The sequence below is a fragment of the Psychromonas sp. MB-3u-54 genome (assembly GCF_002836415.1).
Lineage (GTDB): Bacteria > Pseudomonadota > Gammaproteobacteria > Enterobacterales > Psychromonadaceae > Psychromonas.
In genome coordinates, this window is sequence record NZ_PJBP01000181.1 from 55,537 (window position 1) to 81,504 (window position 25,968).

General features: G+C 39.9%; 19 protein-coding genes and 1 pseudogene. 11 read left to right on the top strand and 9 right to left on the bottom strand.

The features are described 5' to 3' along the window. Window positions 1-128 precede the first annotated feature (128 nt). The 4 genes from CXF72_RS17505 (at window position 129) to CXF72_RS17520 (ending at window position 5,071) form a co-directional block, all read left to right on the top strand. Window positions 129-1,817, top strand: a complete 1,689-nt coding sequence (locus tag CXF72_RS17505; protein ID WP_101041067.1) for an AAA family ATPase — start codon at window positions 129-131, stop codon at window positions 1,815-1,817. 156 nt (window positions 1,818-1,973) lie between these two features. Then, entirely contained in the window at window positions 1,974-2,513 is a 540-nt protein-coding gene (gene fabA / locus CXF72_RS17510; protein ID WP_101041069.1) for a bifunctional 3-hydroxydecanoyl-ACP dehydratase/trans-2-decenoyl-ACP isomerase, read from the top strand. 117 nt (window positions 2,514-2,630) lie between these two features. Further along, window positions 2,631-4,484: a signal peptide peptidase SppA gene (gene sppA, locus CXF72_RS17515; protein ID WP_101041071.1), complete on the top strand. Its 1,854-nt coding sequence runs from the start codon at window positions 2,631-2,633 to the stop codon at window positions 4,482-4,484. A gap of 119 nt (window positions 4,485-4,603) precedes the next feature. Next, on the top strand, window positions 4,604-5,071 hold the full coding sequence (locus CXF72_RS17520; RefSeq protein ID WP_101041072.1) for a DUF2919 domain-containing protein: 468 nt from the start codon (window positions 4,604-4,606) through the stop codon (window positions 5,069-5,071). An 84-nt stretch (window positions 5,072-5,155) separates the two neighbouring features. Here CXF72_RS17520 and CXF72_RS17525 read toward each other — a convergent pair whose 3' ends face one another. The 7 genes from CXF72_RS17525 to fabB form a co-directional block, all read right to left on the bottom strand. After that, on the bottom strand, window positions 5,156-6,442 hold the full coding sequence (locus tag CXF72_RS17525) for an NAD(P)/FAD-dependent oxidoreductase (protein ID WP_101041073.1): 1,287 nt from the start codon (window positions 6,440-6,442) through the stop codon (window positions 5,156-5,158). A gap of 315 nt (window positions 6,443-6,757) precedes the next feature. Continuing rightward, window positions 6,758-7,297: an alpha/beta hydrolase YcfP gene (gene ycfP / locus CXF72_RS17530; protein WP_101041075.1), complete on the bottom strand. Its 540-nt coding sequence runs from the start codon at window positions 7,295-7,297 to the stop codon at window positions 6,758-6,760. An 82-nt stretch (window positions 7,298-7,379) separates the two neighbouring features. Continuing rightward, a complete protein-coding gene (nagZ, locus tag CXF72_RS17535) occupies window positions 7,380-8,393 on the bottom strand; it encodes a beta-N-acetylhexosaminidase (protein ID WP_101041077.1) in 1,014 nt (337 codons plus the stop codon). Between the two features lie 314 nt (window positions 8,394-8,707). After that, complete coding sequence (locus CXF72_RS17540) at window positions 8,708-9,769, bottom strand: FimV/HubP family polar landmark protein (RefSeq protein WP_101041079.1); 1,062 nt, start codon at window positions 9,767-9,769, stop codon at window positions 8,708-8,710. A gap of 136 nt (window positions 9,770-9,905) precedes the next feature. Continuing rightward, on the bottom strand, window positions 9,906-10,994 hold the full coding sequence (locus CXF72_RS17545) for an aspartate-semialdehyde dehydrogenase (protein WP_101041081.1): 1,089 nt from the start codon (window positions 10,992-10,994) through the stop codon (window positions 9,906-9,908). After that, window positions 10,984-12,135, bottom strand: a complete 1,152-nt coding sequence (locus tag CXF72_RS17550; RefSeq protein WP_101041083.1) for a 4-phosphoerythronate dehydrogenase — start codon at window positions 12,133-12,135, stop codon at window positions 10,984-10,986. The genes CXF72_RS17545 and CXF72_RS17550 overlap by 11 nt, the downstream gene beginning before the upstream one ends. Before the next feature lie 82 nt (window positions 12,136-12,217). Then, the gene (gene fabB / locus CXF72_RS17555) at window positions 12,218-13,435 is read right to left on the bottom strand and encodes a beta-ketoacyl-ACP synthase I (RefSeq protein WP_101041084.1); all 1,218 of its coding nucleotides are present in this window, start codon (window positions 13,433-13,435) and stop codon (window positions 12,218-12,220) included. A 114-nt stretch (window positions 13,436-13,549) separates the two neighbouring features. Between fabB and mnmC the strand changes: the two genes are divergently transcribed. The 6 genes from mnmC (at window position 13,550) to CXF72_RS17590 (ending at window position 23,259) form a co-directional block, all read left to right on the top strand. Continuing rightward, window positions 13,550-15,613 carry a bifunctional tRNA (5-methylaminomethyl-2-thiouridine)(34)-methyltransferase MnmD/FAD-dependent 5-carboxymethylaminomethyl-2-thiouridine(34) oxidoreductase MnmC gene (mnmC, locus tag CXF72_RS17560; RefSeq protein ID WP_101041085.1) on the top strand — a complete coding sequence of 688 codons (2,064 nt, stop codon included), beginning with the start codon at window positions 13,550-13,552 and terminating at the stop codon, window positions 15,611-15,613. A 186-nt stretch (window positions 15,614-15,799) separates the two neighbouring features. Continuing rightward, window positions 15,800-16,849 (top strand): 3-oxoacyl-ACP synthase III, encoded by a 1,050-nt coding sequence (locus CXF72_RS17565; protein WP_101041086.1) that lies wholly within the window; start codon window positions 15,800-15,802, stop codon window positions 16,847-16,849. 1 nt (window position 16,850) lies between these two features. Beyond that, the gene (locus CXF72_RS17570; protein ID WP_101041087.1) at window positions 16,851-17,732 is read left to right on the top strand and encodes an alpha/beta fold hydrolase; all 882 of its coding nucleotides are present in this window, start codon (window positions 16,851-16,853) and stop codon (window positions 17,730-17,732) included. 3 nt (window positions 17,733-17,735) lie between these two features. After that, complete coding sequence (gene oleC, locus CXF72_RS17575) at window positions 17,736-19,388, top strand: olefin beta-lactone synthetase (protein ID WP_101041088.1); 1,653 nt, start codon at window positions 17,736-17,738, stop codon at window positions 19,386-19,388. 11 nt (window positions 19,389-19,399) lie between these two features. Next, window positions 19,400-20,473, top strand: a complete 1,074-nt coding sequence (oleD, locus tag CXF72_RS17580; protein ID WP_101041089.1) for a 2-alkyl-3-oxoalkanoate reductase — start codon at window positions 19,400-19,402, stop codon at window positions 20,471-20,473. Window positions 20,474-21,465: 992 nt separating this feature from the next. Beyond that, window positions 21,466-23,259: a GmrSD restriction endonuclease domain-containing protein gene (locus CXF72_RS17590; protein WP_157823287.1), complete on the top strand. Its 1,794-nt coding sequence runs from the start codon at window positions 21,466-21,468 to the stop codon at window positions 23,257-23,259. A gap of 960 nt (window positions 23,260-24,219) precedes the next feature. On the opposite strand, the pseudogene CXF72_RS17595 reads toward CXF72_RS17590, so the two are convergent. Together CXF72_RS17595 and CXF72_RS17600 are read right to left on the bottom strand one after the other, a co-directional pair. After that, window positions 24,220-24,375: pseudogene (locus CXF72_RS17595) on the bottom strand (transposase); the annotation flags it as partial. 212 nt (window positions 24,376-24,587) lie between these two features. Continuing rightward, complete coding sequence (locus CXF72_RS17600; protein WP_101041092.1) at window positions 24,588-25,079, bottom strand: hypothetical protein; 492 nt, start codon at window positions 25,077-25,079, stop codon at window positions 24,588-24,590. Window positions 25,080-25,499: 420 nt separating this feature from the next. Between CXF72_RS17600 and CXF72_RS17605 the strand changes: the two genes are divergently transcribed. Continuing rightward, window positions 25,500-25,968: hypothetical protein (locus CXF72_RS17605; protein ID WP_101041093.1), on the top strand; the 469-nt coding region annotated here is incomplete at its 3' end.

Below are 25,968 nucleotides of genomic sequence, written 5' to 3' on the forward strand. Positions count from 1 at the left end.
TAGGAGCCTAACGGGAATAATTAATGTGTTCTCGGTCAGGCTCCTGGAAAACAGCCAAGGAGTATTTAACTTACTCATTGCAACATTGACTTTCGCTACTTATAATAGGCAAATTTAGAGTTGCTAATTTGCCTATTAATAATCCAATAACACCCCCTGAAGCGCAGCCGGACAGCGGTTATGCTAATCTATTAAAGCCTCTTGCGGCGGAACAATGCTCACCCGATTTCAGCGCCCGACTGTCAACGAAAAATAACAATAAAAATAATTGGCTGTCGATGTATCCGGTTGTTTCTCAAATTATTACGCATTTTGAAAAATTACCACAGCCTTTACTGGTATTTAACTCAGTATATTGGCAAGCGGCTACCAGCGTTATCTTTGAATGTAGTCCTCCCGATTATGCACTTCTGGCGCTACTTAATTACAATCAGGAAACGTTATTTGGACGACTCACTCAGGAGTCAGAAAAAACGATCAATTTTGAGCAAGGTGAAATTTTCAATTACAATCATGGCTGTTTGGTTTTACATATCAGTCCTCTTTTGATTAATCCACCCTTGTGGTTTTTAATCAAATCATTTTTAATTACACGCACCCTACCTGCAAGATCAGCAGTAAACGGTGAAAAATTTAAGGGAAAACCGCCAGAGCAACCTTCCGAGCAGGTAGACACGAAAATAATACTGGTGGCCAATCGTTACCAACTTGATGAATTATCTCAAATTGATCCGGAATATAATCAAGTCGGTTCATTGTTTACGGAATTGTCGGCGCAAATAGATGCAACGGATGAAAATATAAACTGTCTGCAAAATTTCTGTCTGCAGCTGATAGAAAAAAATGATTTAACCCCGTTATCTGCGGATGCTTTGTCTTTATTGTTCCATCATCTTGCAAGTTTGTGCGAACACCAAAAAAGACTGCTTTTTTCGCCTGAAGTCATTGAAAAAATGCTGCGCTATGCGCAGGTGTTCAGCCCTGATGCCTCTCAGCTTGAAGCTGCTGACTTACAAAAAGTCATTGAATTACAATCTCAGGCTCAATCATTAGCACAAAATTATAGTGACCAGGCCCTGCTCGAAAAACAGTTAAAAATACAGTTAAAAGGCAAAGAAACGGGGCAAATAAATGGTTTGTCCGTCGTTGAATTAATGGGTTACCCAACTGAATTTGGTGAAATATTTAGAATATCTGCAAGTGATATGATAGGTGACGGTGAGGTTATTGATGTTGAAAGAAAAGTCGAAATGGCGGGCAATATTCATGCTAAAAGTACCTTAATAGTACAAGGTTATTTAAATCATCTTTTCACTCACGTCCATAATTTCCCACTTTCCTGCAATGTTGTTTTTGAACAATCCTATCAGGAAAGTGATGGTGATAGCGCTGCATTGGCCATCTTATTAGCAGTAACATCATGTTATGCGCAGACCCCCGCACAACAAAATTTATTTGTGACAGGGGCATTAGATCAACACGGGAACGTCCTGGCGATAGGCGGAATTAATCAAAAAATACAATCGGTGACACGTTTATTTTCGAACGGTTTATTAAATGATCCTATTACCATATTAATACCCGCAGCTAATCACATTAACTTAACCTTAGATGCACAAAGTATGCAGTTGGTCAGGGACAATAAAATCAATATATTTGGGATTAATCACTGCAGGGAAGCCTTCCCCTTTGCATTAAACGCCTCTTTTACTGAGATTGTTTCATTGATAAACAAACGGATTGAATTATTACAAAAAGAAGTACATGAAGAGTCTGAACATAGTTTATTAAGCCGTGTTTTTTCAAAATTTCGTTAATTAATTTTGCGTATGCTTTATGATTTATAACAACTCTTTATGAATAAAGTTGATTGTTATTTATCTGTCGTATAAAGTGTGCTCAAAATTTTCCAGGGTATTTCTATTTTTTTATGAAATACCTCACCACTTGCAATGATGACAGATAAGTGAATTATGACTAAAATACTATCCCAAAAAGAGTTGGGTAAAAACTCTTATACAAAAGAAGAATTAATAAAATGTGGTCAAGGTGAGTTATTTGGAAAAGGAAATTGCCAACTGCCTGTAGATAAAATGCTGATGCTGGATCGAATCATCTCTATTACCGAGACCGGCGGCGAATTTGGTAAAGGCGAATTGATTGCAGAATTAGATATCGATGAAGCATTATGGTTTTTTGAATGCCATTTCCCGGGTGACCCTGTTATGCCCGGTTGTTTAGGTCTTGATGCCATGTGGCAATTAGTCGGCTTCTTCCTCGGTTGGAGTGGCGGTCCGGGAAAAGGTCGTGCACTGGGTGTAGGTAATGTTAAATTTACCGGACAAATTTTACCCACCTCCAAAAAAGTAACTTACCGTATCACCCTCAAACGTTTGATTATGCGCAAACTTGTTATGGGTATTGCTGACGGTGTTGTTGAAGTGGATGGGAAAGCCATTTATACGGCAGAAGATCTGAAAGTGGGTCTATTTGTTGATACAACCAGTTTCTAATTTCACTAACACCTACTAAAATCTACTAAAACCTACTAAAATCTACTAAAGCACTGTATATGCCAATATCAGTGCTTTATTTTTATCTTCCCCCCCCCTAAAATTTACAGGTTGAAAATGAAATTAATCTATTCTTTTTTTAAGAGCATTGCAAAAACCATCAATATAATGCGCTTATTTATTATCAACGTACTTTTTTTTGCAATCCTGGCAGCCATTATTTTTGTTATTAATCTCGATCGACCGCCTCTGCTAGTGACTGATAACTCAACCCTGCACTTAAATTTTACAGGTAATATAGTCGAGCAGGCAACACAGACCGATTTTGCAGGTGAAATCTCAAAAAAAATGATTTCATCCAATGAAAATCAAAACAACGAATATCAAATTGATCAGATTTTAAATACCATCAATCACGCACAACAGGATCCCAAAATAAGCGACATTTTATTAGATCTTGACGGATTAGGCGGCGCAGCTGTTAATCATATTGCTGATATCGGCAAGGCATTAAATGACTTCAAATCAACGGGAAAATCCGTTACTGCCGTAGCAGACAACTACTCTCAGACACAGTATTTGTTAGCAAGTTACGCGGATAAAATTTATCTTAACCCGCAGGGCATGGTTTTACTGCCGGGTTACTCCGTATACCGTCTTTATTTTAAAGAGGCATTAGATAAATTACTCATTACACCACATATATTTAAGGTAGGTACTTACAAGTCCTTTGTTGAACCTTTTACAAAAAATAAAATGTCAGAAGCCAGCAAACTCGCCAATAAAAACTGGTTAGATCAACTGTGGAAAAACTATATTGATACCGTTATTTCTCAGCGTAAAGATAATAGCCAAATATCGGTACAATCAATATCTCCCTCTTTAAAGCAATTAAAGTCTTCCCTCATAAAAGCTTCCGGCAATACCGCACTTTATGCTTTACAAGTCGGGTTAGTCGATTATCTTAAAAACCGTAATGACGTGCTTTCTGAGTTAAAAAGTCAGGCGCAAATATCCGGTCATAAACTGAATCTAGTCAGTTATGCGGATTATTTACCGACACTCGCAGAAGTGTATGAAATCACCGGGGCAAAAAATCAAATTGCCGTTGTTCATGCAAGTGGTGAAATTTTGGCCGGGACACAACCTTCCAACGCGATTGGGGGGGACAGTTTTAGTAAATTATTAGAAACCGCACTCAATGATGATAAAATTAAAGCGGTTGTTATCCGTATTGATAGCCCCGGGGGCAGTGCCTTTGCATCGGAAAAAATTCGTCAACACATTTTAGCCTTAAAAAAAGCAGGTAAAAAAGTCGTCGTCTCAATGGCGAGTGTGGCAGCATCCGGCGGTTACTGGATTGCATCCGCTGCGGATTATATTGTCGCTACCCCAACTACCTTAACAGGCTCAATAGGCATATTTGGCATGTATGCCAGCGCCGATAAGGCATTAAATAATTTTGGAATATTCAATGATGGTATTGGAACCACTGAACTTTCTAGTTTTAACCCAACACGCGCACTCAATCCCGAACTTGCTGAGATCATTCAATTAGGAATAGAAAGCGGCTATCAACAATTTTTAGAGGTTGTTGCACAGGGCCGCAGCATGACAGTGGCAGAGGTAGATAAAGTGGCACAGGGTCGCGTATGGACAGGTACAGATGCAAAATCGCTTGGTTTGATAGATGAATTAGGAAATTTACAGGATGCTATCAATACAGCCGGCAGTTTGGCGGGTCTACAGGATTTTGATGTCAAAATTATTCAACCCGTACTGTCAACCAAACAGCATCTGATCAATGAATTATTGCTCGGTGCAGTTAAAATAATGCCCCAGGGCCTGCATATCAATGCGCTTTTATACCAGAGCCTGAATGCAATACAATCTCAAACCGCAATATTAACGCGCTTTAATGATCCGCAGGGACGTTACGCTTACTGCCCTATGTGTATTTCGGCTGAATAAAAGACATAGTATTAAGAGACTTTTGAATTTTCAGGCGTCTCTTCTTTTTTAATCAACAACTGCTGATTCGCACCGTTAGGGTGATGTTTAACGCAGGAAGGCAATATGAGCCATGTTAAGTGAAAATTAGGCTTTACCCCTTGGGCTGTTACAGCCATTCCGGCGATTTAAAACCGCCAAGGTTTTTCTATCTGGTCTTACTTTTTCTGGCTCGAACTTGGGCAGTATTGATTATTTCAGTGCTTTTACGCGATGCTGATAATCCGTTATTACGCTTGTTTTATCCCAACAAAATTCATTTCTATTTAGGATTAGGCGCGGGTTGCATCGCCCTGTTATTATTTTTTTTGTGCGGCAGGCATCATAACAAAGATCGATGCTTATCAATATTATGGCGGAACAGTTATCCACTATTATTATTCGCGATAGTGAGCGACTTAGCACTGCAGTTGTATTATTTGTCAGAACAACATTTTCAATATTCAGTTGCCGCCTCTGTACAGCTTGTCTTTGCAATCTGGATACTTTTATACTGTCTGCGCAGTAAACAGCTGAAAGACTGCTTTAGACCCACCCATCATAGCTAAATGGCAGGAAGATGCAGAAATCAGCACGTATCATAAAAAAACGGGTAATTTAATCCCCGTTTTTTATGATATTCAGTGACGTTTTTAGTGTAATTTTAAACGCGGGCGTAATATTTTATTAATCCTTTCAACTAAGGTAATTAATCCCGTACGAACATAGCCATGAAGCGCAACTTGGTGCATACGATACAGTGAAATATACACTAAACGAGCAACAGTCCCTTCAACCTTCATCGAGCCTTTGGTTAAATTACCCATTAAACTCCCCACAGTGCTGTAATTACTTAATGAAACTAATGAACCATAATCCGTATATTTATAGGAAGATAATGCCTTATTATCAAGTGTCGCTCTGATATTTTTAGCCACTAAAGACGCCATCTGATGGGCTGATTGGGCACGAGGAGGAACAAAACCACCATTGGGCAAGGCGCAGCTGGCACAGTCGCCTATTGCATAAATATTATCATCTAAAGTAGTCTGCAATGTAGGCTTGACAACCAGTTGATTAATTCTGTTCGTTTCTAACCCTGCTATCTCCTTCATAAAATCAGGCGCTTTGATACCGGCAGCCCAAACCATTAAATCAGCTTCGATTAATTCACCTTCTTTAGTCATCAACCCTGCTGCAGTGGCCTCGGTAACTAGGGTATTGGTACGCACAGAAACACCCAGTTTTAAAAGTTCCTGGTGTGCTGAACTGGATATTCTTTCGGGCAAGGCAGGTAAAATTTTACCGCCCGCTTCAACCAGACTCACGTTGAGATCCGTGCTTTTAATATCTTCAAAACCATAGCTAGTCACTTGTTCTAACGCGTTATAAAGCTCAGCCGACAATTCAACACCCGTTGCCCCGGCCCCCACAATAGCGACATTTACTTTGTTCGTTTGATGCACACCAAGTTGTAAATATTTATTGAGCATACGGTGATGGAATTTTTTAGCCTGTTTCGGGCTATCAAGAAAGATGCAATGCTCGCGCACCCCTTTAGTATTAAAATCATTACTCACACTGCCCAGGGCAAACACTAAAATGTCATAACTAACGGTACATTCAGGTAAAATCTTTATACCGTCATTATCTAACAATTCATCTAGCTGGATGTGTTTATTTTCCCGATCGATATCAGACAGCGCACCAAGTTGGAAACTAAAATGATGATTCTTTGCATGTGCACGATAACTTAATGCATCAATTCCGTCATCAAGAGATCCGGCTGCGACTTCATGCAATAAAGGTTTCCATAAATGTGTTCTGTTTTTATCAACCAGCGTAATATGCGCCTTTTTTTTTCGTCCAAGCTTATCACCCAGCTCCGTTGCCAGTTCAAGGCCTCCGGCCCCTCCCCCAACAATCACGATCTTATCCATAATGTACTCCAAGTTTTTGTTAAAAATGATTAAATTCGATTACATTAAAACACTCCTCAATAACCATCATCTTGATGAAAAGGGGTTTAAATTAGCCCCGTTAGCCACAACAAAAAGAGGCTGATCATGGTTGTCAATAGGAGTGTGTTAATGTAATAAAATGCAGAGCCTAGATTTTAGTGATCCAGATCAAATATTGGAGGTGATTATCGCTGGATTAATAAGAAAGTAAAGAGGGAGGAGAAAGTAAATAGGGAGGATGCTAAAAAACATGAAAAGAAAAAATGGCAATTAACATTACCATTTTGTGGGGCGCTATTGCTCTTTAAATTGCTTAATCGTTTGCAAATGATGCGATATATCTTGGAATTTATGACCCTGCTTCTCATCAAATATAACTGGATAATATTCCGTAAGCTCATAATCACTTTCTTTTGAATCAATAACTTCATCTGTTCGGGAGAGAATACATAAACAATTATTTTTGTTTTTAGCACGAAAGTCACTGACACATTTAGTATCAATATCTAAATATTCTTCCGGCCACTCTATTTTGCCAACCATGTTATCTTCGGGGTGCAGGTTTGGATTGAAAATAACTTGTTTAATACCACACAAAAAACCAATGCGTTCACACCAAAATCCGCCAAGTCCAACACCACAAATTAAAGGTGATTTATCCTCACTGTTTTGAATATGTTTATGTACTTCTTTTAAGATATGGCTCATATCATGTTTAGGATAAATTGTGCTGTAATGGACAAAACGCACATCATCATCAATAAACTTTAATTGCATCACCTTTTCATGGTTTCCCGGGCTCGTGGCATCAAAACCGTGTATGTAAATAATCATGTTATTACCCCAGATTTCTTATTTTAATTATTCAACAAGTTTATTGGAATTAACCTAGAGTGCAAGCATTGCACTTCACTAATTAGCACTGCTCCTCGAGCTGCATTAGCATTTGTTTGTTTTTTATCCAATTCGGGTTTTTATTTAAGGGTAAAGTAAATTTATTTTTAGTACTGCGTAATTGATTTATAGCATGGTATTGCGCTGTCTGTTTTACCTTAAGATTATCAAGAATAGAAACCGCAGCACTTCGATCATTACAAGCTAAGATTAAATCACACCCTGCTTGTATTGCACTTTCTGCGCGGCTTAAATGATTACCGACAAAACTGGCTCCGTGCATCGATAAATCATCACTGATAACGACGCCTTTAAATCCTAATCGTGTTCTCAACACATCCTTCAGCCAATAGGATGAAAAACCTGCAGGTTGCAGGTCACATTCTGAATAAACAACATGTGATGGCATGACTGCATCCAAGCACCCTTTTTTAATAAGATTTTCAAAAGGCTTAATATCTTTAGTGAATATTTCAAGTTCGCTACGCGAGTCAACCGGCAAAGCAATATGGGAATCAGCTTTAACACTGCCATGGCCGGGAAAATGTTTACCCGTTGAGACCATACCAGCAGATTTCATGCCATTAATATACGCCTCAGCAAGCGTGACTGTTTCTGTTATAGAGGATGAGAAGGCTCTTTTCTGGATAACATTCGAAATACCGTTTATATCTATAACAGGCGCAAAACTGAAATCAATATCACAGGCGATCAATTCACTGGCCATTATCCAGGCACTACTAAAGGCGAGCTCACAGGCCGTTTTCAGGTCATTGTTTTCAATTAAGGAACCCGCTGAAGGTAATCGAGTAAAATCATTCCTAAATCGCTGTACTCGCCCTCCCTCATGGTCAACTGCAATAAGAAGTTCATTCTTAGCGTGCCGGCGAATGTCTTTTACTAAGGCTTTTAACTGTTCAATATCATGATAATTACGCGTAAACAGTATAATACCGGCGACTAACGGGTGAGCTAAAATTTCTTTTTCTTCCGAATCTAATTCATAACCTTGAAGGTCAAGGATAACTGGTCTCATAAAAGGGTCTCTTAAATATTATGCGCAACGAGCAGATTAAAACCGCGCATTGCAGTTTATTGTATGCAGCTGTGATGGGAAAGAAGTGCCAATAGCGGCGTAATACTCAAAGGATTTAAACATTGTTAAAAGAAAGTGAGTCATTTATCCATTTTTCGACTCTTTTCCAGATGACTGTTTCTATTTAAGTCCAATAATATTCTCTTGGAAATTATATTATCATCTATCTTCCAATAACCTGCGCAGCCGAACTAATAGATTGACTAATCTTTCAGCCTGCCTATACGGTCATCCGAGTGATTTATCGCGTTTATCTACTTTTGCAGATCACTCCTATCCACTTCTGAACTAACAAAAAATGCGTCAGCTTTACTTATCTGCTTTATCTTTTCGTCCAATAAGCGTTTTGTTCTGCGATGAAATATCAGTGAAAAAATCAACGCTATTAGCAATAATGCACCGCCCGCAACAAGCAATACATTGCTTAAGGCTCCTTTTACCCATGACCCTTTTTGATCGTTTACAGCCGCTATCTTAATAACAGGCTGTTCGGCTGAATTGGGCTCAAGGTTAGACTGATCAAGCAGTTTTAAAAGAGTGAGCTGCGCTGCGCTTTCACCCTCAATTTTATGCTGCAGAAGATCTATTTGATCAATTAACTGCTGCAGTCTTGATTTAAATTCCCCATTGATTTGTAGTGCATCGGCTAATTGCTCGTTAGCGATTTTTAATTCCGTTTTTAGCAGCTGCATTGTTATTAATGACTGACGTTCAGATTGTTCTGAAAGTGCCTTTTTAACATTATCACCTGTTGAATTATTTTTCTGGTTATTTCCATGTTCGTTTGCGGAATCGACACCGACCAATAAGTTTGGATCCGGAAAATATTGGTTATCGATTAACGAAGCAGTTAATGATAGATCCCCCGCATCGACAACCTTTACTGCTGCTTGTTCCGAAAGAGAGGGAGGCTCATTTTCGCTTTTGGCGATGGCGACTGCGCTCGTTGCTGTTTTACGCTTATTCGAAGATTTGTTGATTAAGTTAATTGCCTGTTGATGACTTTGTTTTTTTATAAAGGTGTAAGTTGGCACATTAATCATCGCATTTTCAATGACATTATTGATATCGGCTGCAACAAAAGCATCAGGGTTTAATTTGTAAATGGCAAGCAGGGTCTGTTGAATACTGACGGAACTATTGGGGCGCAACTTTTTTGATACTGACCAAAGGGACTCATCATAACGAATTGGGCCGTATTTTTTATAAGACGGAATTTCTTGTGCTGTGCTGATGCTTGAATCAAGTGCAACACTGACAGCAGGAAATAAGACTAAGGGAGAGCAACAGGTAAAAATTAATAGCAAGCGCTTCATTTTTATTACCTTGATAAAAGTAAAATAACGGTTTATATGTGAAAATCAATAATAAACTAGCAGAACCAACTGTTGTGAAAAAAAAGCAGAGTAAGGCTAGAATTGAGATCTAGCCTACTTAAATAATAAGAACCGTTTAAATATATGTTTGGATCAGCTTTTCAGCCACTTTAATGGCATTAGTCGCCACACCAAAATAGACATTATCCGCACACACCCAAAGGTTTATACCCGCTGCATCACACACATCTTTGCGTAAACGGCCGATTTTCACATCAGCATTACCCACTACATTATCAATCATATTTGGATAATCACACACAGAATCGGATAAGGTTAGGCCTTCAGTATGGTGTATAGAATTGGACACTTCTTCTAAATCAACGGGGTAATGCGTCTGTAAATGAACGGCTTGGGCACAACCGTAAAACATGGGCACGACAACTTGAGTTGATGAGACGATAATCGCAGGATCATTCAATAATGAACGTACCTCATTAACGAGTCGTAATTCATCAAAGCTGACACCTTCCTCATTTAATTCGCCCACCTGAGGGAAGACATTAAAGGCCGTCTGTTGTGGAAAAGTAGAACTTTCAACGGTTTTAGCATTTAATAAACGCGCCGTTTCACCGGCAAGTGTGGTCACACCGAGTTTACCTGCGACCGAAACAGAATGGTAACTGCACACATTAATGCGCACTAAACCAACCTCCTGGTGAATCTGTTTAACCGCAAGGCTTAACTGTGCAGATTCGCTGCTCGGGATCGATATTATATTTTTTTCCGTGTAACGGGCTAAATTTTCTTCATTAACATCAGCTTGCAGCAAAGGTACATTTTCATCTTCTAAAAAGGTGCCACTGTTATCAATAACAACACAATGTTCACTGGCGATAGTCGCCCATTTTTTGGTGGTTTCAATATCAGTCAAGAAAAATGCAATATCAACCTGTTGCCAATCAAAGGTCTCAATATCAAGCACGTCAAGTGATTTTCCTGCAAACCTCACAGAATTAACATTAGATTCAAATTCGTTTTCATTTTCATTTTCTTCAGAATCTTCATCGGATGGCGAGCTACTGTTGGTTTTGAATATATCGCTAGCATTGACCAAAGGAAATACTTTTGCAACGGGAAAGTCACGTTGAGCTAAGACTTCCAAGGTTGTTTCGATACTGCCGTTTAATTCACCAACCAGTGCGATATTATATTCAGATTTCATGTATTTCCTTTATCTCATTTTGTACGTTGGTAGAAAAACCTAACAACTGTAATAATGTGTTTTGTTCAACGCTTGACTCAACGGTTAAAGTCGATAGTTCCCGGCGTTCCTGATATGTTTTGCGCATAGTATCAAAACCATCAACATCTTCAATCATTTCTCTGAACAGGGCATCATCCCGGCGCACATCAAATATCAGGTGCATTAATGATTTGAGCAGTGGCTGATCAATTTTTTTGGAAATCGAGACGCTATTGATAGCTGCACGGTGCACAAAATCCGCCGTGGTATATTTTTCCTTTAGCTGCAAAACATCGCACAGTGCCTGATATAACATTTCAGTACCACGTACGCGACCATCGAGGCTGTATCCTGCAATATGCGGCGTTGCAATTGCCACATAGGGTAATAATTGTTGATTAATATGCGGCTCATTTTCCCAGACGTCAAGCACTAAGGTCGGCGTTAACCCTTGCTCGGCAAGTGCTAATAAAGCCTGATTATCAATAAGATCACCACGTGCAGCATTTAATAATATTTGTCCGGTGCTAAGCTGACTTAAGACCTTGCTATCAAACATATGCACGGTTGGAAATTGCCCCTGTACTACTTTAGGCACATGTAAACTGATGATATCGGCCTCAAGTACCTGCTTAAAGGTACAAAATTGGCGTTTATCACCCGCCAGCTGCAAAGGAGGATCGTAAAGTTTACAGTTCATTCCTAATGCATTTAAGCGTTGATAAACCGCACTGCCGGTATTGCCGGCACCCACTATAGCGATACTTTTATCGCTTAAAATAAATTGCTGCTGCTCTGCCAGAGCCAGTAAACTGCTTAAAATATATTCCGCAACAGAAATTTTGTTGCAGCCCGGCGAACTGCTAAAAACAATCCCTCTGTTTTTGAGGTAAGTCTGATCGATATGATCTGTGCCAATAGTCGCAGTGCCAACAAATTTAAGTTTTTTATTTAATCTGAGTAAGTTTTCATTAACCTCAGTAATCGAACGAACCAGTAAAACATCAGCATCAATGAGTTGTTCTGCACTGACTTTACGACCCGAAAAAAAATGCAGATTGCCCTGTCCAGTAAAAAAATCCCGCGCGTAAGGGATATTTTCATCAATATAAATATTCATGTTTTTCCTAAAAAGATAGCAGAATAAATTGCGACAAAAAAAGGAGCTAAAAGCTCCTTTTTATTTTTTTATCAGTATTAAACTACTTAGAAAAACGTTTAAAGACTAACGTTGCATTGGTGCCACCAAAACCAAAACTATTGGACATAACAATGTTTAGTTTTGCATCAACAGCCTTATTGGCCACGATCGGTAGATTGACCGCTTTTTCATCTATTTCATCAATATTAATAGAAGGTGAGATAAAGTCGTTTTCCATCATCAGCAAACTGTAGATTGTTTCATGAACACCCGCGGCGCCAAGTGAATGACCCGTTTGAGATTTAGTTGCACTGATTTTTGGCGCTTTATCAGGAAATACAGTATTAATAGCTTCTAATTCTTTGGTATCGCCAACAGGAGTAGAAGTACCGTGTGTATTTAAGTAATCAACCTCACCATCGACAGTTGCAAGTGCTTGACGCATACAGCGAACAGCACCTTCACCTGATGGTGCAACCATATCATAGCCGTCGGATGTTGCGCCGTAGCCTACGATTTCCGCATAAATTTTTGCGCCACGTGCTAAAGCATGCTCAAGCTCTTCAACCACAACCATACCGCCACCGCCGGAGATAACAAAACCATCACGCTTTGCATCATAAGTTCGCGATGCGCTAGAAGGAGTATCATTAAATTTGCTTGACAGTGCACCCATAGCATCAAATTCGCAGGCCATAGTCCAGTCTAATTCTTCACCACCACCAGCAAACACAATATCCTGTTTACCTAGTTGAATTTGTTCCAGTGCATTACCAATACAGTGAGAGCTGGTCGCACAAGCGCTGCTCATTGAATAGTTAATACCTTTAATTTTGAACGGGGTTGCGAGACAGGCAGATGTGGTGCTCGCCATCGTACGAGGAACCATATAAGGACCTACACGGCGCACACCTTTTTCGACCATCAGTTTGCAGGCTTCAACCTGGTTTTTAGAAGAACCACCGCCGGATCCGGCCACTAAACCAGTACGTTCATTAGAGACTAAATCATCGGTTAACTGCGCATCGGCAATAGCTTGTTCCATAGAAAGATAAGCATAAGCGGCAGCATCGCCCATAAAACGCATGATTTTGCGGTCAATATGATCTTTAGGCTCAATTTTCAAATCACCCCAAACCTGACTGCGCATTTTCATCTCAGCGAATTGCTCCGAGAAGCTGATGCCTGATTTACCGCTTTTAAGTGACGCTAAAACTTCTTCTTTGTTGTTACCAATACTAGAAACAATACCAATACCTGTAATTACTGCTCTTTTCATTTTTAAGCCTTTATTGCTAGAGGGACTAATTATATGATGGATCTAAGGAGTGTAATAGATCAATTAAACTCTAATAAATTAAACTAAATTATCGCATTAAGTGGGAAATATATATTGTCTGACGCTAAATACAAGTTAATTAAGCATGCTCAAATAAACTGGTCTGATCAGTTAGAGCCTTTTTCGAGTCTATTCGACGACGTTTATTTCAACACAGAGCAGGGAATTGATGAAGCAAATTATGTCTTTTTTGAAGGAAATAACCTCGGAAAACGCTGGTTAGATTATTCAACTCAGCACTTTTCAATAGCCGAAACAGGCTTCGGTAGCGGCTTGAATTTTCTGCTGACCTGTCAGAAATTTGCTGAATTTATAACATCAAATCCGAACAGTCCCCTAAAAAAGTTACATTTTAGCAGTTTTGAAAAATACCCATTAAGCAAGCCGGATTTAATCATTGCATTACAGCAATGGCCGCAATTAACCGCCTTTATTACCCCGCTACTCGCGCAGTACCCAATTGCACTCACGGGCTGCCATCGTTTATTATTAAATGAGTTTAATATCACCCTCGATTTATGGTTTGGCGATATAGCAGATACACTACCGTCCTTACACGTCTATGATGCCGGACTTTTTGACTGCTGGTATCTGGACGGTTTCACGCCCAGTAAAAACCCGGAAATGTGGAGTGATAATCTGCTGCAATTAATCGCTCAATCCTGTAAAAAAGATGCAACTATCGCGACCTTTACGGCGGCAAGCTTTGTCCGTAAAGGATTAATTAAAGCCGGTTTTGAAGTCGGAAAACAGAAAGGATACGGCAAAAAAAGAGAGATGTTAGTCGGTCAGATAGGAAGCGAAGCAATAGCTGCAAACAAACTTAAACAGCATGGACAATATTACCGCCCTGCAAAATCCGACAATCAGGCACAAAAAATAACCGATGTTGCCGTTATAGGCGGCGGTATTGCCAGTGCTTGTTTATCATTAGCGCTGATAAGGCGCGGATATAAAGTCACCTTATACTGCAAAGAATCTAGTTTGGCCTTTGGCGCATCGGGTAATCAGCAGGCCGCTTTATACCCTCTTCTTAATAAGCAACACGACGCGCTAAGTCAGTTTTTTGCCAATGCATTTTTATACAGCAGAAATTATATTGAACAAATAAATCAAACTCAGCCGGTTGACTATGAATTTTCAGGCGTACTGCAGCTCTACTACGATTCAACTTCCGCCAAAAAATTGGATAAAATTTTACAAGCCGGTTTACCCGAGGAATTAGTTGAACAATTAACCGAAGCTGAAACAGATAATATTTCACGGCTAGCCATTGCGCAAAAATCCCTGCATTACCCCCTAGGGGGCTGGTTAAGTCCCAAGCAACTGGTTGAGGCTATCGTCCGGCAGGCAAAAAGTGAAGGCGACTTAAACGTACAGCTCAATCAAGAATTATTAACTTTTAACCAAAGCCCGTCACTAAATACAGCACAACAGGTCAACAGTTGGGATTGTCATTTTGCGCAGCACAGTGTGACACATTCTCTGCTGGTGCTGACAACCGCCAATAACACCCTTGATTTTAAACAGTGCGAAGCAATTCCACTGTCTGCTGCCCGCGGTCAAGTCACCCATATCCCGACCAACAATGAAATTAACCCGTTACGAATAACACTTTGTCACGAAGGATATTTAACCCCGGCGAATAATCACCAGCATTGTATGGGGGCAACCTTTAAACGCCATGATCTTAATCAGGATTTCTCTCAACAGGAACAAGTCGATAACAAAGATAAATTAGAAAAATGTATCCCCGACCAGACATGGACTGAGCAGATAGAGATAAATCACCGGGATGCGCATGTGGGGATTCGCTGTACCACACGAGACCATTTTCCCTATGTGGGCGCCATACCCGATTATCAGGCCACTAAAATACATTATAAAAATGCCACCAACAAAGAGATTACCCCGCTCAATGCACCTTGCCATCCTAATCTATATCTGTTGACCGGATTAGGCTCAAGGGGTTTTTGCTCGGCGCCTCTGCTAGCTGAAATGTTAGCCAGTCAGATAAATAAAGAACCCTTGCCCTTTGCTCGCGAAATCTTAAATGCGATGCAGATTAACAGGCAATGGATAAACTACCTGAAGAAAGGCAAGCCGTTGCGTTATTAATTTGCCTGTATTTTGCGCGTTTTTATTGCTCTCACAGCAAAAAACCTAAAAAGTGCTGATCACTTTTTATAGAACTTTGTAAGTTTTAAAAATTTACGGTAATCTACGCGCTCGATTTGACAGTATGGCTAGATTGGTCAATGTTGCCCTTTTTATGTTGAAATTTATGAAAAATAAAGCAGTTTAATGAAATACTCTAACGTTTTTATCAATAGTTTATCTTACGAATTGGCTCCCCACGTCATTTCAAGCGTTGAATTAGAATCGCGCCTTGCGCCCTTATATCAAAAGCTGCGTATACCCACGGGACAACTTGCGGCTTTAACCGGTATTCAAGAACGGCGCTGGTGGCCAACTGATCATATTTTATCCGATGGTGCGATAGCGGCTGCACGCAAAGCAATTGCAGAAACCGCCGTCGATATTAATGATCTGGGGGCGGTTGTTTATACGGGCGTCTGTCGGGATCAGCACGAACCGGCAACGGCTTGCCGTATTGCTGCAGCACTTGGTGTGAATAACAGTACAGCAATCTATGATATCAGTAATGCTTGTTTAGGGGTTTTATCCGGCATATTAGATATTGCCAATCGTATTGAGCTTGGGCAAATCAAAGCAGGATTAGTTGTCTCCTGTGAATCAGCCCGGCACATCGTTGATATTACGATTGCAAATATGCTTGAAAATAAAACCATTCAAAATTACTCGCAATCTTTAGCAACCTTAACCGGTGGCTCCGGTGCTGTTGCCGTTTTATTAACCGATGGTTCACTGCCGCTTAAAAATACCCGTCAGCATAGATTACTCGGAGCAAGCCATCTTTCGGCCTCTGAGCACCATGACTTATGTAAATGGGGTTCACAACCAGTGGGTTTAAACCTGCACCGTGAATATATGCGTACCAGTGCTGTTCCGCTGCTTAAAGAAGGTGTCGCACTGGCTTTGCAGACCTGGCAACACTTTTTGCAGCAGCGCGACTGGTCCGTTGAACAGGTAGATAAAGTCATTTGTCATCAGGTCGGCTCAGCAAATCAGAAAAAGGTGTTAGCCGCATTGAACATACCCGCTCACAAAGAGTTTCCAACTTTCCAAAAACTGGGCAACATGGGCACGGTGTCGCTCCCCGTCACCGCCGCGATAGCACATGACCAGGGGTTTCTGGTTAAAGGCGATAAAGTGAGCTTTTTAGGCATAGGCAGTGGACTGAACTGCATGATGCTAGGACTTGAGTGGTAATATGAATTTAGATACTTTATTTCCTTTTAAACGCAATTATTTGAATCGTAATGGTCAGCAATATCATTATCTAAATGAAGGTTCAGGTGAGCCTGTTGTGATGGTACACGGTAACCCGAGTTGGTCTTTTTATTACCGCAACTTAGTCAAATCATTAAGCCGCAATTATCAATGTATTGTCCCTGATCATATTGGTTGCGGATTATCCGATAAACCAACGGATAAAGATTACCAGTACACACTTAAAAATCGCATCGATGATTTAGAAGCATTATTGGATGCGCTTAATATCAGTGAAAATATCACCTTAGTCGTTCATGATTGGGGCGGCATGATAGGCATGGGTTACGCAGCTCGACATCCGGAACGTATTAAACGTTTAGTTATTTTAAATACCGCGGCTTTTCATCTGCCCAGCACTAAATCGTTTCCTGTTCCATTGTTGATTGGTCGTAATACCTTACTAGGCACCGTTTTAATACGCGGATTAAATGCATTTTCGGGGATAGCATCCTATGTGGGAGTAAAACGTAAACCCATGGAAAAAGCTGTTCGACAAGCTTATGTAGCGCCCTTTAATTCATGGAAAAATCGCATTTCAACGCTCAGATTCGTCCAGGACATTCCGCTTTTACCGCATCATAAAAATTATCAGTTAGTCTCGGATATCAGTGACAGCCTGGTTCACTTTCAGACAATACCCACCATCATCTGTTGGGGAATGAAAGATTTTGTGTTCGATAAACATTTCCTGAATATCTGGAAAGAAAAAATGCCCCATGCTGTGGTTCATCAGTTTGACGATTGCGGTCATTATATTTTAGAGGATGCCAGCGAACAGGTGATCCCGCTTATTGAAGCCTTTATAGCAGAAAACCCTTAACTTATGTCCGATCATCAAACCTGCAACTTTTGCCGTCATTTAATCGATGCGGCAACGGCTTTCCCTGACTCACTGGCAGTTGCGGTTCAAAAAAAGCAATTCAGTAAGCTCACTTATCAGGAGATAGATTTTTCTACCCTGAATAAACGCAGTGATCGAATAGCGCATGCACTCAATCAATTTGGCTTGAAAAGCGGCGATAAAGCGGTCTTAATGGTCAAACCAAGTGTCGACTTTTTTGAGTTAACCTTTGCCCTGTTCAAAGCAGGAATAGTGCCGGTAGTAATAGATCCTGGAATGGGCATTAAAAATCTCAAACAGTGTATCGCAGAAGTGCAACCGGACGCCTTTATCGGTATCCCCAAGGCCCACATTGCCCGGCGACTATTAGGTTGGGGCAAAGGCGCCATCAAGTACAATATTACCGTTGGGGGTGCAAGTCTTTGGGGAGGCGCTAGCCTAAATAAAATAATTAATCATTGCAGCGTACAAACCCCCTACCCGATGGTTAAACTTACGCAGGATAAGATGGCGGCCATTTTATTTACCAGCGGCAGTACGGGCTCACCTAAAGGGGTTGTTTATAGCCACCGAATGTTTGAAGCGCAAATCAGCGTTTTGAAAAATGACTACAAAATTGCACATGGAGAGCGTGACTTAGCGACTTTTCCCTTGTTTTCACTTTTTGGTCCGGCACTGGGTATGGCATCCATAATACCGGCAATGGATGCCAGTAAACCGATCACCGCCAATCCCGATACTATTTTTGCTGCCATTAACAAATATCACTGTACTAACCTTTTCGCCAATCCGGCGTTAATAGAGTTATTAGGCCGTGCCGGTGAGTCCCACGCTGTTAAACTGCAAAGTCTGCAGCGGGTTATCTCAGCTGGCGCACCGGCAACATTGTCTTCCATTAAACGCTTCACAACGTTACTTAATTCAGGGGTAGAGATTCTCACTTCCTATGGTGCAACCGAAGCCTTACCGGTCAGTAAAATAGCCAGCTCAGCCTTACTTAAAACAACCAACATCACAGATACAGGCGGCGGAATTTGTGTTGGTTACCCCGTTGATGGTATGACGGTTGCTATTATTAAGATCACCGAAAAAACCATCACAACATGGCAGGATGATCTTAGCTTACCACCCTATGAAATCGGTGAGATTGTGGTTCAAGGCCCGCAAGTAAGCCAGTGTTATTATCAACGAGAAAATGCGACGCTGGCCGCTAAAATAGAAGATACGAAAAGACCCCGCCACCGTATGGGTGATTTAGGTTATCTCGATTCCGATGGGCAATTATGGATGTGTGGCCGAAAATCACATCGTGTTGATTCAATTGAAAAAAGTTATTATTCCATTCCCTGTGAGCGTATTTTTAATACTCATTCGGCCATTAAACGCAGCGCACTGGTTGCTGTCAAAATAGGCGGAAAAACAACCCCTTTATTATGCGTTGAGTTGCACAATAGATCCGCACAAAAAGCTGAAACGTTATTTGCGGAGTTGCATAAAATAGCCAATAAGAATAATCAAACCATGGGTATCACACTGTTTTTAATTCATAAAAACTTCCCCATGGATATTCGCCATAACGCAAAAATATACCGTGAAAAATTAGCCATTTGGGCAGAAAAACAACTAAAAGATTAAGCAGAAGCCTTATGCCAGTCAATAACATTCCAACATTCAGTCACTTGAATGAAAAACAACAACTGGTATTAAGCCGTTTATCTATGCAGGTTAAAAAGGTATTTGTCACCGGTGCAGGTGGTTTTTTAGGTAAAGCCTTATGCCGCTTTTTACGCTCTGCTGATATTAATGTGGTTGGCTTTGCCCGTGGCGATTACCCCGAGCTTGAACAAATGGGGGTGACTATGATTAAGGGAGATATAGCTGACAAACAAGCTCTTTTTAACGCCATGCAAGGCGCTGATTTGGTCTTCCATGTCGCCTCAAAAGCGGGTATCTGGGGCAGTATGGAGTCTTATTTTAGTGCCAATATCAAAGGGACAGAAAATATTATCAATGTCTGCCAAGACCTTAAAATGAAGCGCTTGATTTATACCAGCACACCCAGTGTGACCTTTGCGGGGAAAGATGAAAACCAAATCGACGAATCTGCGCCCTATGCAGATAATTTTTTAAACTTTTATGCTTTATCCAAAGCGATTGCAGAAGCCACCATCCTAGGCGCAAATTCAGCAGCCCTTAAAACCGTTGCCCTTCGCCCCCACCTTATTTGGGGACCGGGAGATCCGCACCTTGTGCCCCGCGTATTACAACGCGCCAAAACGGGACGGCTTAAACTGGTGGGTAAAACAGATAAGCTGGTCGATACTATCTATATTGATAACGCGGTTTACGCACATCTTCTAGCGGCTGTTAATCTCAGTACAGCAAACCCAAATTGTGCAGGGAAAGCGTATTTTGTCAGTAATGATCAACCGATATTGATGACAGAAATGCTTAATAAAATTCTTGCCTGCCAAGGTTTAAAACCGATTGACGCACGTATTCCGGCACCGCTTGCTTATATTATTGGTGCCACACTGGAATGGGTTTATTTTCATTTGAACATCAAGAAAGAGCCCCCTATGACGCGTTTTGTCGCGCGTCAGCTGTCAACCAGCCATTATTTTAATATCAGTGCCGCTAAAAAAGATCTCGGTTATCACCCGATCGTCAGTATCGAGCAGGGGATGGAAAGATTGAAAGAGTCACTGGCGGAGAGCTGAAGGCTGCGGCTGTCGGCTGTCGGCGATCGGCTGAGGGCTACGGGCTGCGAGAAGGCGAGAAGGCGAGAAGGCGAGAAGGCGAGCTGCGAGCTGCGGGCTGCGGGCTGCGGGTTCGACACTCGAAGCTCGAAGCTCGAAGCTCGAAGCTCGAAGCTCGAAGCTCGAAGCTCGAAGCTCGACACTCGAAGCTCGACACTCGACACTCGAAACTCGAAGCTCGAAGCTCGAAGCTCGAAGCTCTAAACTCGACACTCGAAGCTGTGGCCTATCCCGCTTTTAGTGCACATTATATAAATATCTGATCCACAAATTCCGCATTATTGATACTTCGTTAAAAACACCCAGAGAAGCTTACATACCAGCATGACCGGAACTTATACCAAACGTATTAAATTTATGATCAAGGCCTTCAAAGGGTAAAGTGTGCAGCAGCTCTCGGAACCGGGCCTTTAGGCTCGGCCTGTTGCTTTTAAGCCTGAACAGCACTTTAAAGGGACTACCACAGAGAACACCGAGGCGCTGCGCGCTACACAGAGAAAGACCAGCCCGTAGGGTGCGCTCCGCGCACCGATTGCCACTGCCTGCGGAGCATAGAATGCACTCTACCCATTCCATTAATTAACTTCAGATCACAATTTAATTTCTTTTGGTATTATTAATGGATGACTCCGTTGATTTGTAGGGTGCCATTTTAAAGATTTTTCCAGTGATAGGTATCACCCTGCCGATTATATTTAATGGTTACTACATTTAGCTTATAAATTAGTAGGTTAGGCTCTATTTTTGAAATTGAATAGGTGGCACGTTAACACCTATCCCAAAGTGAAAATTTACTAAATTGTTACTTAAAACATTGATCTATTGAGGTTAAATAGATATTGTTGTGATTATTTATTGTGAGATAGGTATCACGGCCTTTCGTGCATAGTGATGCTTATAAAGCTGTTATAGCGCTGCTCTATTTACATCATTTATACGAATTAGGACATAAAATGAAAGAAGCAACAGAGTTATCGATCAAAGGGGAAAGTATACAAAGCCTCTATGGTTCATATTTAAAAGGAACATTTCTTGTAAACCGAAGATATCAAAGAAAATTAGTTTGGACTGTTGAAGAAAAAAGGTCATTCATTGACTCTATTGTTAGTGGTTATCCAGTCCCTTTGATACTACTTGCAGAGGTAATGACAGATAAGGGTCGTAAACTTGAGATAATTGACGGAATGCAACGGATGAATGCGATAATGTCATTTATTGATCAAGAATTCGACTTAAATGGTAAATATTTCAATTTAGAAACAATGGCTGATACTAAAATATTAAAGGATGATGGAATTGTAGTTCAAAAGGATACGCCATTAGATCGATTAATATGTGCCGAAATTGTTAGATATCAAGTCCCACTTTCTGTTTTTCTTGAATCTGGAGACAGTCATATTGATGAAGTTTTTCGTAGATTAAATTCAGGCGGTCGACATTTATCTAAACAAGAGTTAAGGCAATCTGGGGCTATAAGTAAATTTGCTTCAATTGTTAGAAAACTATCGTGTAATATTCGTGGTGACTCTAGTGCTTCAGATATTTTAGATCTCAATGCAATGAAAAATATCAGTATTACCAATAGGAATTTAGATTACGGTATATCCGTTGAAAACATATTTTGGGTAAAACACAATATTATAACGAAAGAAGCATTAAGGCAGTCTCAAGATGAAGAAACTCTTGCAGACATCGTAGCATGGGTTTCTATGGATAAAGGCCTTCGTTCAAGCTCAGATATATTGAATCAATTATATGGTTTTACAACATTAAACACACAAGAATCTTCACTTTCATCCTCAATTGAATTGCAAATTCAGAAAGTTAATGAAGAAAATATTATTAATAATATTCAGTATGTATTTGATGAACTAATTAAATTAATTGAAAAGTCTAGCAATACTTTTAACTCACTACTTTTTAAAAGTCAGCAACCAAAAATTTCCCGTTATTTTCAAATAGTTTTTTATGCTTTTTATAAACTACTTATCGAAGAATGCATGCAAATATCTGATAAAGTTAAATTAATAAAACTATTAGATAAAGCGGGTGATAAAATCATATCTCTTGCCGCTGGAGGCGGTAATTGGTCTGCCAAAGAAAAACAAACACAATCTGATGCATTATATGGTGTAATTCAAAGCTGCTTTATTAAAGCTCAGGAAAATGATCCGGCAAGATCTCAATGGGTTACTCGTTTTGAGAATATATTAATGCAATCTTCGACGGAGCAAACTCTTTATGATTTTAAAGTTGGATTACATCCTTTAAACAATAGAAGCAATAAGTTTAATCAAAAAGCATTCTCCAAAGTAATTAAAACATTGACAGCAATGGCGAATACGTTTCCTGATTCTTCAGGATATTGCCTACTAGGTGTGGCGGATACAAAAGAAACAGCGGAACAATTCAAATATTTATATCAAAGTGAATACATTTCCTATTCTTCCTTTTATATAACTGGGGTTAAAGAAGAAGCGGATAAATATCACGGGGATTTGGATAAATATTTCACCAAATTAGTTCAACTAATAAAATCAGAACCAATCAGTGATAGAGATAAGGATAATCTATCTAGAAATATTTCTACTGTAAGGTATTTTGATAAAGACGTTATTATTTTAAAAATAGAGTCTGACGATAAACCTTCAATATATGGTGGTAAATATTTTGTGCGGTATGGTAGTAATATTGATGAAGTAGAGCCTCAAGATTTCGGTCAGTTATTTTCGCGTTTTCATAAATAAGTTACGCTATAACTAATAAGGATCGTTCGTGTGAGCAACGCGCGCAGGGATGGGGTCACTCATTAGTAGTTCCAGTCAAGCAAGTGTGCAAATTTCCTTCAGGGGCTGTGGGGTCACAGGGGCTGTGGGGTCAGGGGCTGTGGGGTCAGATCTTTCATTTTGCATTATCTTTTTTTACTCGCCGCTACAATACGAGTTACTGATGAATAATGTATTTTAAAATAGCCGCCAACCTATTTCATTAAGCGGCGGTGGGGTCAGATCTTTCATTTTGCATTATCTTGTTTTACAGGGATGGTGTCAGATCTTTCATTTTGCACTGCCTCTCATGAGATGCCCGAGAAATTTAGTTGATCGATTTTGTAAAATGAACTTAGACACAGGAATGGCTGTGGGGTCAGACTAATGACTCTAATGACTTGACCCTAATGACTTATGTAAATAAACCAAACCAATGCGGCTAAGCAATTTCCGTACGTTTTTCTTGCTCAATCAATTCCTTTAGCAAGTGGAAACATGGATGTTTCCACTAAGTTCGGCTCTGCACATGGATGTGCTGTCCGGACTGGTGCGTTAAAAAGGAATTTATTTAGTAAGATAAAAAAACGTCTCGGAACGGCATTCTTTTGGTTACTTTTCTTTTGCTGTTGAAAGAAAAGTAACACGCCGTCAAGGGCGGAATACCAACGATGAAGGGACACTAAAAGCTCACAAGCGAAGGCTTACAAATAAGCAAATGAGAAACAACAATGCCACCCATTGCTCTAACCAATAACATAGGTTCTTTCAGCATTCATTGCAGTAGTCTTTTATAGTTATTCAAACGCATAAATTGAAATTTTTTCAATTTATGCGGCCTTAGATTGTGAAACATGAGGAATATGGTCGTTTTAAACCCATAGCAGAAGCTTGATATTAATCAAGCGGGAAATGACTTACAGGTGGTTGAAGAATTAAGCTTTAAGCGCACAGCCAGAGTTGGCAGTTTGCTGCACCGTGGCGTCGCTTTCGGTCTAAATGTTCACAGTATTCGGTTAATGCCGGTAAGGCCCCTACCACCCCTTTAAATAAATGACCAAATTCGGTGGTAATTTTAAGCCAATTGTCAGTAGGGATGGGGTCAGATCTTTCATTTTGCATTATCTTGTTTTACTCGCCGCTACAATACGAGTTACTGATGAATAATGTATTTTAAAATAGTCGCCAATCTCTTTCATTGTGTAACCACCTGATTGACAAAATTTGATGATAGCCTCATTGCGAGTATTTGACTGTGCAAAATGAAAGATCTGACCCTAATTACTCTTCTAATGACTACTTAGTGTCATTTAAATTTTACAGCGGGCTAAATCTGTTGCGAAATCTCCCGTATATTTACGGCCTAACTTTTCAAGTTCATCTACGCTCATAATAATTGATTTAGGCTCTGTACACCTATCGCTGTTATTTTGATTAGTTGCCGATGTTGCTTCTAAATTTTTTTGTACCTTACAAAACTGCCCCATAGAAAAATTGACAGCTCTTAAGTAATCACGAAAAACAGTGGCACTGGTATTTGTGTAGCAGTTAACAATTGCTTCAATATCAGGGTTATCTATATTGTCGCTAACCACATTTATTGTCTTTGCCATTGCGCTTTCACCATTTGAAAAGCCACCTAACTCGCCTATCGATTGATAAATGATGTGCTGCGCTGTGATGTTCTCGACTTCATTCTTATCTTCTGAGAGAAAATAAACACCCAAAATAAGAACAACTATAAAATAACCAAAAATAAGCAATGCACTGCCAAAAATGTTCATGGTTTTATTGTTTTTCAAGATATATTTACCTCTATTAATATGCTGTTCTGGGTTTTATTATATATCTCTTTAAGTTCCTCTTTTTTTCTCACATATACAACCATCTTTACCTAGAAAACCGCAACAAGTGTGGCTAAAATTCAATACCAGTTATGATTGTGACCGGCTGTGGGTTCAGATCTTTCATTTTGCATTATTTTTTTTTACTCGCCGCTACAATACGAGTTACTGATGAATAATGTATTTTAAAATGGCCGCCAATCTCTTTCATTGTGTAACCACCTGATTGATAAGCTTTGATTATAGCCTCATCGCGAGTATTTGACTGTGCAAAATGAAAGATCTGACCCTAATGACTCCATGACCCTAATGACTCATTTCAGCCTCGTTAGGCGTATTGGGTAATCTTTATCAAATTTCAGGTGTTAAATTATTATAGTGAAGAGTAAACGAATACATAGAATTATTGGGTTACTTCTAGTTTTACCTATCATCGGTTGGACTTTTACAGGGATAATATTTTTTATTAAACCAGGTTATGAGGCTGCATATGATCAGTTAGCAGTAAAAACTTACCCCTTAGAAAAGTCATTTACCATCCCAAAATCTAAAGAATGGACAGAGGTTAGGCTATTAAAGACAATACTTGGTTATCATTTACTTGTTAAAACAGATAACGGTTTTCAGCATCTAGATCCTATTTCATTTCAATCAAAAGAAATTCCGGTAGGTTTAGAGTTAACCTCTCTTTTCAATGATTCATTTTCAAATAAATCAGAGCGATATGGACATGTCATTTCTAGTGATAATTTTAAAGTTATTACAAGTAAAGGGATTGAGATTTCGCTTAATTGGTCGCAGTTAACGCTGCGCCAAAAAGGTGAAGATACAAAGCTTATCAATACAC